Below are 12,792 nucleotides of genomic sequence, written 5' to 3'. Positions count from 1 at the left end.
GGAATTGCTGCATGAAGCTTACATGGAAAAAAATAATTTTGCGGTCGGGGATCGCTGCAATTGCTATTCTTTTATGCGTACTCGGTTATGTTTGGTACTTATATAATTCGGTGCAGCAGGTATCATCCAAAATGTATCAGGCGATCGACAAACCGGTTTACGCCGGAGTTGATCCGGAGGTTGCCGCAAAGCCCGTTGTTTTTAAAAACCGTGATCCCTTTACGGTGCTTGTACTTGGCGTCGATCAGCGGAATAATGATCGCGGCCGTTCCGATACGATGATTCTGCTGACCGTTAACCCGGCCAAAAAATCCATTCTCATGTTTAATATCCCCAGAGATACGAGAACTGAGATCGTGGGACACGGCACAATGGACAAGATCAACCATGCCTATGCTTTCGGTGATGCGGAGATGTCGATCCGAACCGTGGAACGGTTTCTGGACTACCCGATCGACTATTACATCAAGGTTAACATGGAGGGTTTTGCGCGGCTGATTGATTCAGTGGGAGGAGTGGAGGTAGATAACCCGTTTGCCTTCAATTATGAGGGACATCAGTTTGATAAAGGTCATTTGACTTTGAGCGGCTCGGAGGCTCTTCTATATTCACGCATGCGGTACGACGATCCGAGAGGCGATCTCGGACGCAATGCCCGGCAGCGCGACATTCTCCAGGGCATTATGCGCAACTCGATGACTTTAACCAATCTTACTCGTATAAGGAGTTTGCTGAATGAAGTCGGGGACAGCGTGAAGACCGATTTCACATTTAGTGACTTGAAGACATTAATAACCGATTACCGCCCTGACATCGACAAGATCAGTACGATTGAGATCAAGGGTAAAGGACAGACTATCGGCGGTATCTGGTATTACATTGTGGATGATGCCGAGCGCAGCCGGATTCATCAATTAATTAAGGAACATATCCAGCAGTGAAACGGAATGCGGCGGAAAGGCGTCATGTATAAACCCGGAACCTGTCTCATAAAGTGAAATAGGACAGGGGGACTTGGAATGGGTCGTAAGCATAGCAGCGGCGGACCGCTCTTGTTTAAGCTGGCGCTTGGTATTCTTGTCATTATGGTGGGATGGCTGACATGGCACAACATTTCAAGGCTGTTCTCTTCAGGCGATGAAGGGGGACCGCTCGCAATGGTGGAGCAATTTTATAAGTATGAGCAGGCAGGCGACTTTGGAAGCGCGTGGGAATTATTCGACCCGCTCATGCAGCAGCGATTCAGCAAGCCGGTTTATATACAGAATCGCGCTCACATTATTATGCAGGATTTTGGGGTTAAAACATTCCAATTTCATGCGGAGAAGCCGAAGCTGTTGACCGGATGGAAGATGAGCAGCGATGCGGATGAGATCGCGGAGGTCTATCAAATTGATGTCACCCAGTTCTTTCACACCCCCTACGGCAACTTTAAAATCGTGCAGTCCTGCTTTGCGTCCGAGGCTTCCGGAGAATGGCGGCTGCTGTGGTCTTACCAAGACGATGAGAAAGCGTAAAACGGACAATAACAGCTTGACATGATACGAATTGTATCATACATTTAAAGGATAGAAGATGAAAAATAGGTTGATATAGCAGGAGAATGGGTGATTTTTGACAGGAGTCAAGGATCGCTTAATGGTTGGCGTTAACGGTTGGTGATACATAATGTACCTCGCTATCATACCAAATGTATTCTGTTAACAGGACGGATGTCGAGATGGGGATTATAAAAAGAGAAGGTGACCGGAAGCGGGATGATGTCCGCATCCGGATTCGCGAGGGAATCCGCGCCAGTTTATCCATCACCGGCGTGAACGGGAATGATGTTGAAACACGGCACATACCGGTAATATTAAAGGATATCAGCCCCTCCGGAATGCAGTTTCTGACACACCTGCGGTTTCCCGTCAGCCCGGATTATACGGTAGGCGTGATGATTGTTCTCGGCGAGTGGCAATTTCGCTTGGCCGGCAATATCGTCTGGAGGCGGATGGAAGAAAACCAATATGTCTACGGCTGCTTTTTTCAACCGGACCGGCATATGCGTGCGGCCCTTCTCAGGGCGATCTCCTGGAAACTTGCAGACGACAATCCGAGGCAAGAGTGGATTCATGAGCTTTACCACCGTTTGCAGGAGAAACCGGAAAATATCGGCATACGTATGGATTTAAGAAGCTAAACCGTATTCCACGATACAATAATGTAACAGTTCGCCGTTCCGGGCTCGTGTATAATGAGTCTATATCACTATTCCGGGAGGCATCAGCAATGGAAATCGCGGTAATCGGATCAGGCTACGTCGGATTGGTGAGCGGCGTCTGTTTCGCTCGGATGGGGCATCGCGTAGTTTGTATCGATCGCGACGAGTACAAAATAGACATGCTGTCCGCCGGCCGTCTAATGATATATGAGCCGGGGCTTTCCGAACAACTGCAGCGTCAGCTCGAGGAGCATCGTCTCTTCTTTACGACCTCCATGACAGCCGTGGCATCCGCGGATATTGTCGTTCTAGCGGTAGGCACGCCGCAGAGCGCTGATGGAGAAAGCGACTTGTCCGATTTGGAAGAGGCTGTCCGCTCGATGGCCGTTTATTTGTCGGGTCACACATATGTGATGACCAAAAGCACAGTTCCGGTAGGAACGAATGAGCGTATCGAGGGCTGGATCGGGGAGATTACGGATGAGAAGGTCGACGTACTGTCCGTACCTGAATTTATGCGTGAAGGTTCCGCACTTGAGGATACGATGAACCCTGAGCGAATTGTTATCGGTTCACGCAATCCTCTTGCCTCGGAAGTCATCGCCGCTTTGTACCGTCCGCTAACAGGCGAGTTCGTCATCACCGACTTGCGTACGGCCGAGATGATTAAATACGCTTCAAATGCTTTTCTGGCCACAAAAATATCTTTTATAAACGAAATGGCGAATCTGTGCGACAAAGTCGGTGCGGACGTGGTGACCGTTGCCGAAGGCATGGGCAAGGACAGCCGCATTGGGCCGTCGTTCCTCAAAGCGGGAATCGGTTACGGCGGTTCTTGCTTTCCAAAGGATACGAATGCGCTGCTTCAAATCGCCGGCCGTGTCGATTATGATTTTAAGCTGCTCAAAGCCGTCATTGAAGTGAATAGAAACCAGCGGATGACGATATGTAATTTATTAAGCGAAGAGCTGGGGCCGCTTCGAGGCAAAATAATTGCCGTCTGGGGAGCATCCTTCAAGCCCCATACCGACGATGTGCGCTTCTCGCCCGCGGTTGAAACCGTGCGGCATTTGCTGCGGGAGGGGGCCGTTATTCGGATGAGCGATCCGGCTGCGGAGCACAATTTCCGCAGGGAATGCGAGGATAATCTGATTAGCTGGCATATCGATCCGCTTGATGCGGCGATCGGTGCAGAGGCGGTCTGTTTACTTACGGAATGGCCGCAATTTACGACAATCGATTTGAATGAATTAACTCGGAGGATGAAGAGTCCTCTGCTGATCGACGGGCGCAATGTGTTTACACGCGACCGGATGGAAGGGTCCGGCATTCGTTACATTGGTATAGGGAGACCGGAAATGCGCGGCTCAATGTAAAGCGGAGAGCCGCAAGCTGAGAAGGCGTTCTCCGTAAGGAATAGTTTGTAAGCGCATACATGACAAAATGCCCAAATATTTGCCACTCACTATTGACAATAAGCGGATTTTGTCATAATCTAGAAGTAATTTGATACGTTATGTAACATAAATGGCGAAAGTGATACATATAGTAGAAAAAAAGGGTCTAAAAGGAGAGGGAAGTTATGCAAGATAGGGATCGGTTTTGTTGTATCGGCTGTGAGAACTTGCTTACGCAGGAAGAAGCCCATACAGTCTTTCGGACTGGATTTTTTCGAACCATACATCCTTTGGGCTACTGCAAGAACTGTTACGAGACTGCTGCAAATGCAGCGTCAGCGAAGCTTGAGCCCCCAAAGCCGACCCGGAATGAGGATATCGGCGCAAGCATTCTGCACATCCCGGACAATGCCGGAAAACCCCGGTATGAGGATACAGTCGATTCACCTCCTGGTTCCTATTCCATGGTAGTTTCCTTGTAAAATTAATGCCTGCTTTGTCGAAGCGACCCTCGCTCGAAAAAAGCAGGCATTAGTTTTGCTCATAGAAACTACCATTCGTTTCCTGTGTCCAGTATAATAAGTAAGATGCGAAGCGGTAAGCCGAAACTTGGTTTCAACAGGAGGTAAGCGATGGAGTTCCCAACACCCGACAACCCGGTTGTTCAATTGAAAAATATTACGAAAAAAATCGGAAGTAGAACGATTATCGACAATTTATCGCTTGAATTGAATGCAGCTGAAGTATTCGGATTCCTTGGCCCCAACGGCGCCGGTAAAACGACGACGATTCGGATGATGGTAGGTCTTATGTCCATTTCCCATGGCGACGTTATAATACGCGGGCACAGTGTCCGCTCCGATTATGAGAAGGCCATCCGGCATGTTGGCGCGATTGTTGAAAATCCCGAAATGTACAAGTATTTGTCGGGCTATCAGAACTTGCTTCACTTCTCCCGCATGGTCCCCGGCATAACCCGGCAGCGAATTGACGAGGTGGTGGAGCTGGTCGGCCTCGGTGCCCGTATTCACGAGAAAGTGAAGACTTACTCGCTCGGGATGCGGCAGCGGCTCGGCGTAGCTCAGGCAATCATGCATAAGCCTTCGCTGCTCATACTGGACGAGCCTACGAACGGTCTGGATCCGGCGGGTATCCGCGAGCTTCGCGATTATTTGCGAATGTTGTCCAAAGAAGAAGGGATAACCGTCTTCGTGTCCAGCCATCTGCTGAGCGAGATGGAGCTGATGTGCGACCGCGTCGCTATTATCCAGGCCGGCAAATTGATCGATGTGCGGAGCATCCGGCAGGAGGCGCCGCTTGTCAGCGATTCGAACCGGGTGTTGTTTGATGTCGACCGCCCCGACGAAGCTGTCGCGCTGCTGTCCGGATTCGGAGCTGCGCGCGAGCAGCAAGCTGCGCTTGTGAATGCGAACAGGGAACAGATCGCAGCAATCAACGCCTCGCTTGTGGAGGCTGGAATCAAGGTGTACGGTATCCGCGTCCTGAACAAGTCGCTGGAAGAGCAGTTCCTTGAAATGACGGGAGGCGAAAGCGTTGTTTAATTTTTTGCAGCTTGTACGCAACGAGAATATGAAGATATACCGGCGGCCCCGGACCTGGGTCATGTACGGCATCATCGTGCTGCTGCTGCTCGGAATATCCGTTATCGCTAAATTCGTCGGCACCGGCGACCCGAACAACTGGTCCATGATGCAGCTGGAATCGTCGATTTTGTTGTCCATTATCACGATTTTTACTGTCGTCGCTTCCGCCGACAGCGTAGCCGGAGAGTTCTCAAGCGGTACCATTAAGCTTCTGCTCATTCGTCCCTGGAGCCGCTCCAAGATTTTGCTCTCCAAGTATGTCAGTCTGCTGCTGTTTGCCCTCCTGATGACAATTGTTCTGTTCTTGCTATCGCTGTTCGTAAATATATTTCTGTTCGGTTATGACGGAAGCAGTGATGCAGTAAGCAGGGTTCTGGGAGTCAATCGCGACCTTCCGCCGCTTGCATATATGCTGTTGTATTATGTATATCAATCCGTGGCGCTCGTTATTACGGTAACCCTATCATTCATGCTGTCCACGATCTTCCGCAGCGGAGGGCTGGCCATCGGGCTTTCCTTATTCGTCCTGCTCGCCGGCGGGACGATCACGGGCTTGCTCAGCATGCTCGATTACAGCTGGATCAAGTACATTTTATTCATCAATATGAATTTGACGCAATATCTAAACCAGACCCCAACGATCCAGGGGATGACGCTCGGCTTCTCGCTGTCGGTGCTCGCCGTATATTACGCCGTTTTCATTGCATTGACATGGCTCATCTTCAACAAGCGGGATGTTGCCGCATAAAGAAAGAGCGGGACAAAAAAAGGACAGAGAGCAGATGCCGGTCTGCCGCTCTATCCTTTTTTTGCTTCCAGTTATACGGCTTGCTTTGCTTTCTCCTTTATGTCCGCTTCTTTCGCTTGCTGCTGCGCCTGTTCGCCGTCTGCAGCCGGGCGGGCTTTAGCCTCTTGAGCGCGTTCCATCCGGCAGCTGCCGTTGAACGTCCCGCCGTCCTGGATGAGAAGCGTATGCGCAGTAACGTTGCCGTGAAGCTGCCCGGAAGCCGTAATCGTAAGCCGCCCCTTCGTAACGATCTCTCCGAATACTTTACCTGCGATGATTATATCTCTTGCCTTGATATTCGATTTTGCAATTCCGCATTCGCCGATGATGACGTCACCGCTGCACTCGATATCTCCCCTGTATTCGCCCTCGATGCGAATCCCGGCTTCGCTGGTCAACTTACCTTCAATCTGTGTTCCTTGTCCGATCAGGGTGTCGGTCGCAGTCAACCTCTTGTTCTCTTTAAACATCGGTCTTCAGTCCTCCTTCACCAATCTCAGATATTTGAATGGATTGACGGGTTCGTCCTCCTGCATGATTTGAAAATGCAGGTGAGGCCCGGTGCTTCTGCCGGTGGATCCGACCAATCCGATTTTCTCGCCGCGGAGCACGTAGTCGTTTCGCTTTACATCAATCCGTTTTAAATGATAGTAGACCGTTTTCAGCTTGCCCCGGTGAGCGATAACGATAAAGTTGCCTTTGGCCGAGTCGAAACCGGTTTCGATAACGGTGCCGTTCGCGGCGGCAAACACGGGATCGCCTGATTTGCCGCCTATATCGATGCCTGCGTGAAACATCGAACGCCCGGTGAACGGATCGGTACGGTAGCCGAATCCTGAAGTGAGCGTATGCGAGACTGTCGGCCAGCCCGAAGGCAGAGCGGCAAGCTTGGCACGTCGCTCCTGTTCCTTGCGAAGCGATTCGGCCATCAATTTCTCCATCGAATCAACCATGCTTGATATAGCGCGAAAATCGAGATCGGATTCGCTTGCCAGCTTGACCATACTGCTTGTTTTCTTATCGACGGAGTAGCTTTCCGCCCTATACCGTTCCTTCGGTATGTCCGTCGATCCCCCGCTCCCAACCATTCCGCCGTAAGCTTCCGTAAATTGCTTCAGCTTCTCCTCAAGCTCCTGAAGATCTGCGAGCTTCATTTTCATATCGGATGATTGCTTTTTCAGACGGTCGATTTCCTTTTGCAGCCCAGCGATGCTTTTTTCTTTCGCTTCGACGGTTTGCGAGAAGGCTGCCGATTGACGGACCATTGCATCCTCCGCCTGATCGATTTGATATGAGGAACGGAACTGCAGCCCGGCGATACAGCCCGATACCGCCAGTAAGGCGGCGGCGGGCGCAGCGACAACGGATCGTTTCGACATGCGGAACTGCTTCACATTCTGGTCGGCGCCACGCATGATGAGAAGCGACCACTTGTTTCCCCGAGCTCGTTTTAACATTCGTTCTCCTTCCGGCCGGCAATGAGTTTAGAACGTTCTTATAGCTATTTATTCTTGGAAGGTTTAAAACATACCAACAAAACAGCGTATACAGCTAGGAGAGCCGGTCAAAGCTATAGACATTTAGATGAGCAAAGGGGAGAATGATATGGTTTGGGCAGTGCTTGCACTCCTTATATTTATTTTCCAAATTGCGACGATTCTCATCCTGGAATTCCGAAGGCCCTCCAAGATGGTTGCATGGCTTCTTATTTCGTTTATTTTGCCGATTATCGGTTTCGTCCTGTATTATTTTCTCGCGCAAGAATACCAGCGGCGGCGCACCGTGCGCAAGAGCAGAGTTATTGCGGAGGCAATGCGGCTGCAGGCGCTGATGCGCTGCACGCTTGTTCACCGTGCGGGCGATATGAGCAATAAACAGTTCGTGCACCAGGAACGGTTGTTCCGCCTGCTGCAAAGCATGACGTTATCGCCGATAACAGGCTGTAACAAAACGAGGGTTTTGACGAACGGCCACGATACATACGAAGCAATATTGGAAGCGATAGAGAAGGCGAAGCACCACATTCACCTTGATTATTATACAATCCGCAGCGATAACATAGGAGGACGGTTCAAGGACGCTCTCATTCGGAAAGCGGAAGAGGGAATCGAGGTTCGGATTATTTACGACGGGGTCGGCAGCCTAGAGCTGGACGGCCGTTTTTTATCGGAAATAGAGAAGGCGGGCATTCAGACCGAGTGCTTTCTGACGCCGCGCCTAGCCTTCTTCGACAAGAGGATCAATTACCGCAACCATCGAAAAATCGTCATCGTGGACGGGCTTACCGGTTTCATCGGCGGGATCAATATCGGAGACGAATATTTGGGCGGCAACCCGAAACTCGGATACTGGCGCGATACCCATATCCAAATTACAGGGGATGCCGTTTATTTCCTGCAGGATGTGTTCATGCGGGATTGGTGGTATACCGCGAAGGAGAGGCTCAGCGGAGAGCAGTATTTGCCGAAGCACGGCTGCCTCGGAACAGAGCAGGTACAGATCGTCTCAAGCGGTCCGAACAGCACCGTTGATGCGATTCTTGAATGTGTATTCTCAGCGATAGCGGTTGCCAAGTCGCGAATTTATATTTCTACCCCGTATTTCATACCCGATCCTAGTGTGCTCATGGGGCTTCGGATCGCAGCGCTGAGCGGGGTGGACGTTCGCCTTATTATTCCGTATGTGGCGGATTCACGGCTCGTATTGGCCGCAACGCTCTCCTATGTCGAGGATTTGCTCGATGCAGGGGTAAGAGTCTACCGGTATAAGAAAGGATTCATTCACGCCAAGGTGCTCCTGGTTGACGATCTATTAGCCCTTGTCGGCTCGGCCAATTTTGATATGCGCAGCTTCTTCAGCAATTTTGAGCTTAACGCATTGTTGTTTGATGACAAGGCGATTAAACGGCTGGACGATGATTTCCTGCAGGATTTGAAGGACAGCGAAGAGTTGAACCTCTCCCGGTTCAAGCGGCGGCCCCGCTGGCAGAAGGCCGGCGAGGCCATTGCGCGGATGCTATCTCCGCTGCTGTAATTCACGACTGTATCTTTTGCAGTGATGGCCGGTCCAGCCTGACAATTTGAGCGATCGGATGGTCAGATCCGCATATTAGGTCATGGAGCAGCGTGGAGGCCATCAAGCTGTATGTAGTGCCGTTACCGCCGTATCCAAGGCAGTAGTAGACGCCGGGACGGTTCGGATCTTCGCCGATGAACGGCAAATTGTCCCTCGATTCCCCGAATATTCCGGTCCATTCGAATTCGGCCGGAGCCTGAAATCCCGGGAAATGCTCTTGTATTCGTGCGAGCAGCTTGTCAGAGCGTTTGCGCATCGCTTCATCGTCCTGCAAAGGCCTCGGAGCCTCTTCGTCGAGGCCGCCGGCAATGACGCGGCCCTCCGGCGTGGTGCGCATATAGAAATTAGGCCGCGAAGTCTCCCAGATCAGGCTCCGTCCGTACCAAGCGGCAAGCTCATGCTGAGGCCCGGTCGCGATCGCGTAAGTCCGGTTTAAGTCAGCTTTGATGAGCCGCCCTTTAAGCTCCTCCGGTTCATAGCCGATCGCATAAATGACGTGATCCGCATCGACTGCTGCACCCGAGGATGTCTTCAACCTATGGACCCCGTTCACCAGCGTCTCGTGCGCCACGACCTCGGTCCGCTCGTAAATAGCTTGTCCCATGCTGCAGGAGCCTTCTGCAACCGCGTATACGAATTGGAGCGGATTAATTTCCGCATCGCCGCCGCAAGTCCAGATTGCGCCCGGCTTATGAAAAGGATATCGCTCGCCGATTGTGCGAGGGCCCCAGTACTCGACTTCAAACCCGCAGCTTCTAAGCTTCTCGTATTCACTCCTCAGCTTCGGCTCGTCCTCTTCGGCACTGGCATAGTATAAGCTGCTTCGGGTCGTGTACCCGACATCGGTTTTAAGTTCCGCCACGATCGCAGCGAGCTGTTCGAGCGCCTGCCTGCTGGCTTTATAAAAGCTTACCGCGTCCTTTTCGCCGATTTGCCGGATGAGATCAACCAGCATTATATCGCTGGAAAATTGCAAAAGTCCCGAATTTGCGGACGTACTGCCTCCTGCCACCTCGCCTCGTTCAAGTATGCAGGCATCAATGCCGCTCTTGGCCAGAACATAGGCGCATACCGCGCCCGATATGCCGCCGCCGATTATAGCGACCGTTACTTGCTTATCCGAGTCGAGCGGGGGGTAGGAGAAGTGTTCCTTCACCAATTCCGGCCAGTATAAACGGCCATAATATAATTCCCGCATTCAAGCATACCTCCCCCCGTCAGTATGCCCAAATCCTACTAATTCTATTGTTGAAGCCCGCCTAACGGGAACTACCTGGCGAGCAGTTGGAGCTCCTTGCTAGGGAACGCCTGAGCTTCCCGGGTTTCTTCAACCGGAAGGTCTTTTATCCGTTTAGCCGGAATGCCTGCATACAGCCCGTTGGGCTCGCAGTCCTTGTTCACAAGCGACCCTGCGGCAATAATGCAGCCCTCTCCCACCGTTACGCCCTGCAAAATAATGCTTCTTGCTCCAATCCAGCTGCCGTCGCCTATTATAATGGGCTTTCCATTATTCTTACCGGCTCTCTTATGCTTCGTTCCCGGATCATGAGAGGAGGTGCAGAACAGGACATCCATTCCGATTGAACAGTAATTCCCGATTTCAATTGGGGCATAAGCGTCAAAGAAGCAGCTGCAGTTTACAAATTCCCCTGGCCGATGCTCACATGCTTACTGCCGATAAAACACCGCGGAGCAATCGAATTGGAATGAACCCCGATGCCCCACAATCTGTAAATAAGCGAGCGGATAAGCCGAGGCGTGATGATCGAAGATGCCAATACATTTACCGGAAAATTGAATAATGCAGCCTTTGCGTCCTTTGCGAATTGCTTGATCTCGGCTTTAACCATTTCTTAATCACCTTTCCATTTCCTAAAGCCTTTGGTTATGAAGTGCCGGTATAGGACCGGATTAGCGGCCATGTTTTGTTTAGTTTTAGTGCAGTCTTCTCGAGTATATGCCAGAGAACGCAGACATGTGAGACAGGCATTCTGCTCAAACACGCCAGGCAACGAATACACATTAAACTAAGAGTGATATTCTTGAACTGCGAATGATATCATGAATATGATACAAATTGTATCATAGTTCTTTTTCTCCGACAATGCATTTTCCGAAGTGCGGACAAGTCTAAAGAACCATTTAAGATTGGGTATAATTAGAAGGAAAGGACCGAACGACCCAGGCAAAAAGTCAAAATAATTCACCATCGAAAGTAAAAAAAAGGGATCAATTAGTTACAGCGGCTTCTATACAATGAAAGTGTAGCAGACAAAGTAAGCGCATTAAAATCATGGGAGGGTCACAATATGAAGAAACTTTACAGCGTGTTAGCGATCATCGCAGCGATGTCCGTTCTGCTTTTGGGATGCGGCAGCGGCACTACTGGTAGCAAGGAAAACGCAGCCGGCCCGGCTTCAAACGAGGGAACAAGCAGTGAAACCACGCCGGAAAAGTCCGCCGAGAAGCCGGACGAAAACATCGCGCTGCGATACGCGACATGGAACTATTCGGACACGAAAGATGCGACTGATGCATTTATTAAAAATGTGAAAGAAAAACTGGGTATTACGATCCAGCTGGAAAACTATCCGACGGATCAGTACGAAAGCGCGATTAAAGCGAAAATTGCCTCGGGTGATGCGCCGGATTTGATCATGGCGCACAGCGCAACAGCTTCATACGGTGCCCAGCTTGTTAAACAAGGAGAATTCGCGGACATATCCGGACTAAGCGTACTTGATCAATATATCGATTCGGCAAAAGATGCGAATAAGGTCGACGGGAAGTTATACGCCGTGACCATCTCCACCAATGTGCTCGGCGTTATGTACAACAAGAAGATTTTCAATGATCTTGGCATCTCGGTACCAACCAATATTGATGAGTTCACCAAAGCGGTCGAGAAGATTAAAGCGGCGAACATTGTCCCGATCGCAGGCGGGTTCAAAGACAGCTGGACCGCCCAAATCATCCCGTTTATCGCCATCGCGCAGTCGCTCCAGACACCCGATCATGAGGTCGTAAAGGAACTTAGCGAAGGCAAAGTGAAATATGAACAGCCGGCCATGATTCAAGCGTTTGGTCTTCAAGTCGACTGGACAAAGAAAGGCTATTTCCAGGATAACTTCCTCGGAACCGACATTAATGTAGCAAGCGCAATGGTCGGCACGGGCAAAGCGGCAATGCTCATTAACGGTACGTGGCAGCTGAAGTCAGTACAGGATTCGAATCCTCAAGCAGAAATCGGATTTTTCCCGCTGCCACTTAACAAAGAAGGCGAGCCTATTACGATTCCTACGACATTGTCCGGCGGATTGTTCGTAAACGCCAAGGGTAAAAATATCGAATCGGCGAAAAAGGTGTTGGAATATTATCTCGGAACCGAAAACCAGACTGCCTTCATTGAGAACATGAAGGGGATCACGACGAATAAAACGGTGAAGGTGGAGGATCCATTCCTGACGGAGGTCAATCAAGCGCTTAGTTCAGCCGGGTATGTAACGAATCATTTCCATGGAAAATACCAAAGCGCAGCGATGGCGACACTTCTTGAGAAAGGCTGGCAAAACATGCTTGCCGGAGGGACGACCGCCGAAAAATTAGCGCAAGACGCCGATAAGCAGGTGCAGAAAGAACTGGCTAAAGCAAAATAAACCAATGCTTGTGTACGAGAAGACACAACTCGATTGGACCGGCTTAAGCTAAGCCGGTCCTCACATCCAA

13 protein-coding genes are annotated in these 12,792 nt (G+C 50.6%); 8 read left to right on the top strand and 5 right to left on the bottom strand.

Annotated features, from left to right (window positions below; all coding sequences use genetic code 11):
- Window positions 1-11 precede the first annotated feature (11 nt).
- From KZ483_RS22835 to KZ483_RS22810, 6 genes are all read left to right on the top strand, one after another.
- Complete coding sequence (locus KZ483_RS22835) at window positions 12-941, top strand: LCP family glycopolymer transferase (protein WP_220349838.1); 930 nt, start codon at window positions 12-14, stop codon at window positions 939-941.
- A gap of 78 nt (window positions 942-1,019) precedes the next feature.
- Complete coding sequence (locus tag KZ483_RS22830) at window positions 1,020-1,517, top strand: hypothetical protein (protein WP_220349834.1); 498 nt, start codon at window positions 1,020-1,022, stop codon at window positions 1,515-1,517.
- Window positions 1,518-1,720: 203 nt separating this feature from the next.
- Window positions 1,721-2,182 carry a PilZ domain-containing protein gene (locus KZ483_RS22825; protein WP_220349832.1) on the top strand — a complete coding sequence of 154 codons (462 nt, stop codon included), beginning with the start codon at window positions 1,721-1,723 and terminating at the stop codon, window positions 2,180-2,182.
- 89 nt (window positions 2,183-2,271) lie between these two features.
- A complete protein-coding gene (locus KZ483_RS22820) occupies window positions 2,272-3,579 on the top strand; it encodes a UDP-glucose dehydrogenase family protein (protein ID WP_220349831.1) in 1,308 nt (435 codons plus the stop codon).
- A gap of 653 nt (window positions 3,580-4,232) precedes the next feature.
- Window positions 4,233-5,162: an ABC transporter ATP-binding protein gene (locus KZ483_RS22815; RefSeq protein ID WP_220349829.1), complete on the top strand. Its 930-nt coding sequence runs from the start codon at window positions 4,233-4,235 to the stop codon at window positions 5,160-5,162.
- Entirely contained in the window at window positions 5,155-5,952 is a 798-nt protein-coding gene (locus KZ483_RS22810) for an ABC transporter permease (RefSeq protein ID WP_220349828.1), read from the top strand. Before KZ483_RS22815 ends, KZ483_RS22810 begins: the two co-directional genes overlap by 8 nt.
- Window positions 5,953-6,023: 71 nt before the next feature.
- On the opposite strand, the gene KZ483_RS22805 is transcribed toward KZ483_RS22810, so the two are convergent.
- Both KZ483_RS22805 and KZ483_RS22800 read right to left on the bottom strand, forming a co-directional pair.
- Entirely contained in the window at window positions 6,024-6,461 is a 438-nt protein-coding gene (locus KZ483_RS22805; protein WP_220349826.1) for a bactofilin family protein, read from the bottom strand.
- A 6-nt stretch (window positions 6,462-6,467) separates the two neighbouring features.
- The gene (locus KZ483_RS22800; RefSeq protein WP_220349824.1) at window positions 6,468-7,448 is read right to left on the bottom strand and encodes a M23 family metallopeptidase; all 981 of its coding nucleotides are present in this window, start codon (window positions 7,446-7,448) and stop codon (window positions 6,468-6,470) included.
- Between the two features lie 148 nt (window positions 7,449-7,596).
- Between KZ483_RS22800 and cls the strand changes: the two genes are divergently transcribed.
- Window positions 7,597-9,024, top strand: a complete 1,428-nt coding sequence (cls, locus tag KZ483_RS22795; RefSeq protein ID WP_220353623.1) for a cardiolipin synthase — start codon at window positions 7,597-7,599, stop codon at window positions 9,022-9,024.
- A gap of 1 nt (window position 9,025) precedes the next feature.
- Here the strand turns inward: cls and KZ483_RS22790 are convergent, their stop codons facing one another.
- From KZ483_RS22790 to KZ483_RS22780, 3 genes are all read right to left on the bottom strand, one after another.
- Window positions 9,026-10,264 carry an NAD(P)/FAD-dependent oxidoreductase gene (locus KZ483_RS22790; RefSeq protein WP_220349822.1) on the bottom strand — a complete coding sequence of 413 codons (1,239 nt, stop codon included), beginning with the start codon at window positions 10,262-10,264 and terminating at the stop codon, window positions 9,026-9,028.
- Window positions 10,265-10,335: 71 nt separating this feature from the next.
- Window positions 10,336-10,641, bottom strand: a complete 306-nt coding sequence (locus KZ483_RS22785) for an acyltransferase (RefSeq protein ID WP_220349820.1) — start codon at window positions 10,639-10,641, stop codon at window positions 10,336-10,338.
- A gap of 62 nt (window positions 10,642-10,703) precedes the next feature.
- Window positions 10,704-10,916 carry a hypothetical protein gene (locus KZ483_RS22780; RefSeq protein ID WP_220349818.1) on the bottom strand — a complete coding sequence of 71 codons (213 nt, stop codon included), beginning with the start codon at window positions 10,914-10,916 and terminating at the stop codon, window positions 10,704-10,706.
- Between the two features lie 459 nt (window positions 10,917-11,375).
- Here KZ483_RS22780 and KZ483_RS22775 point away from each other — a divergent pair, with 459 nt between their 5' ends.
- On the top strand, window positions 11,376-12,722 hold the full coding sequence (locus KZ483_RS22775) for an ABC transporter substrate-binding protein (protein ID WP_220349816.1): 1,347 nt from the start codon (window positions 11,376-11,378) through the stop codon (window positions 12,720-12,722).
- Window positions 12,723-12,792 lie beyond the last annotated feature (70 nt).

This window comes from Paenibacillus sp. sptzw28 (assembly GCF_019550795.1).
Taxonomy (GTDB): Bacteria; Bacillota; Bacilli; order Paenibacillales; family Paenibacillaceae; genus Paenibacillus_Z.
Note: the sequence above shows the minus strand (reverse complement) of the source record. Positions and strands in the feature narration are given on the sequence as shown.

Coding starts and splice junctions, on each gene's coding strand:
- KZ483_RS22835 (WP_220349838.1), top strand. CDS start 12: ATGAAGCTTACATGGAAAAAAATAATTTTGCGGTCGGGGATCGCTGCA.
- KZ483_RS22830 (WP_220349834.1), top strand. CDS start 1,020: ATGGGTCGTAAGCATAGCAGCGGCGGACCGCTCTTGTTTAAGCTGGCG.
- KZ483_RS22825 (WP_220349832.1), top strand. CDS start 1,721: ATGGGGATTATAAAAAGAGAAGGTGACCGGAAGCGGGATGATGTCCGC.
- KZ483_RS22820 (WP_220349831.1), top strand. CDS start 2,272: ATGGAAATCGCGGTAATCGGATCAGGCTACGTCGGATTGGTGAGCGGC.
- KZ483_RS22815 (WP_220349829.1), top strand. CDS start 4,233: ATGGAGTTCCCAACACCCGACAACCCGGTTGTTCAATTGAAAAATATT.
- KZ483_RS22805 (WP_220349826.1), bottom strand. CDS start 6,461: ATGTTTAAAGAGAACAAGAGGTTGACTGCGACCGACACCCTGATCGGA.
- KZ483_RS22800 (WP_220349824.1), bottom strand. CDS start 7,448: ATGTTAAAACGAGCTCGGGGAAACAAGTGGTCGCTTCTCATCATGCGT.
- cls (WP_220353623.1), top strand. CDS start 7,597: ATGGTTTGGGCAGTGCTTGCACTCCTTATATTTATTTTCCAAATTGCG.
- KZ483_RS22790 (WP_220349822.1), bottom strand. CDS start 10,264: ATGCGGGAATTATATTATGGCCGTTTATACTGGCCGGAATTGGTGAAG.
- KZ483_RS22785 (WP_220349820.1), bottom strand. CDS start 10,641: ATGGATGTCCTGTTCTGCACCTCCTCTCATGATCCGGGAACGAAGCAT.
- KZ483_RS22780 (WP_220349818.1), bottom strand. CDS start 10,916: ATGGTTAAAGCCGAGATCAAGCAATTCGCAAAGGACGCAAAGGCTGCA.
- KZ483_RS22775 (WP_220349816.1), top strand. CDS start 11,376: ATGAAGAAACTTTACAGCGTGTTAGCGATCATCGCAGCGATGTCCGTT.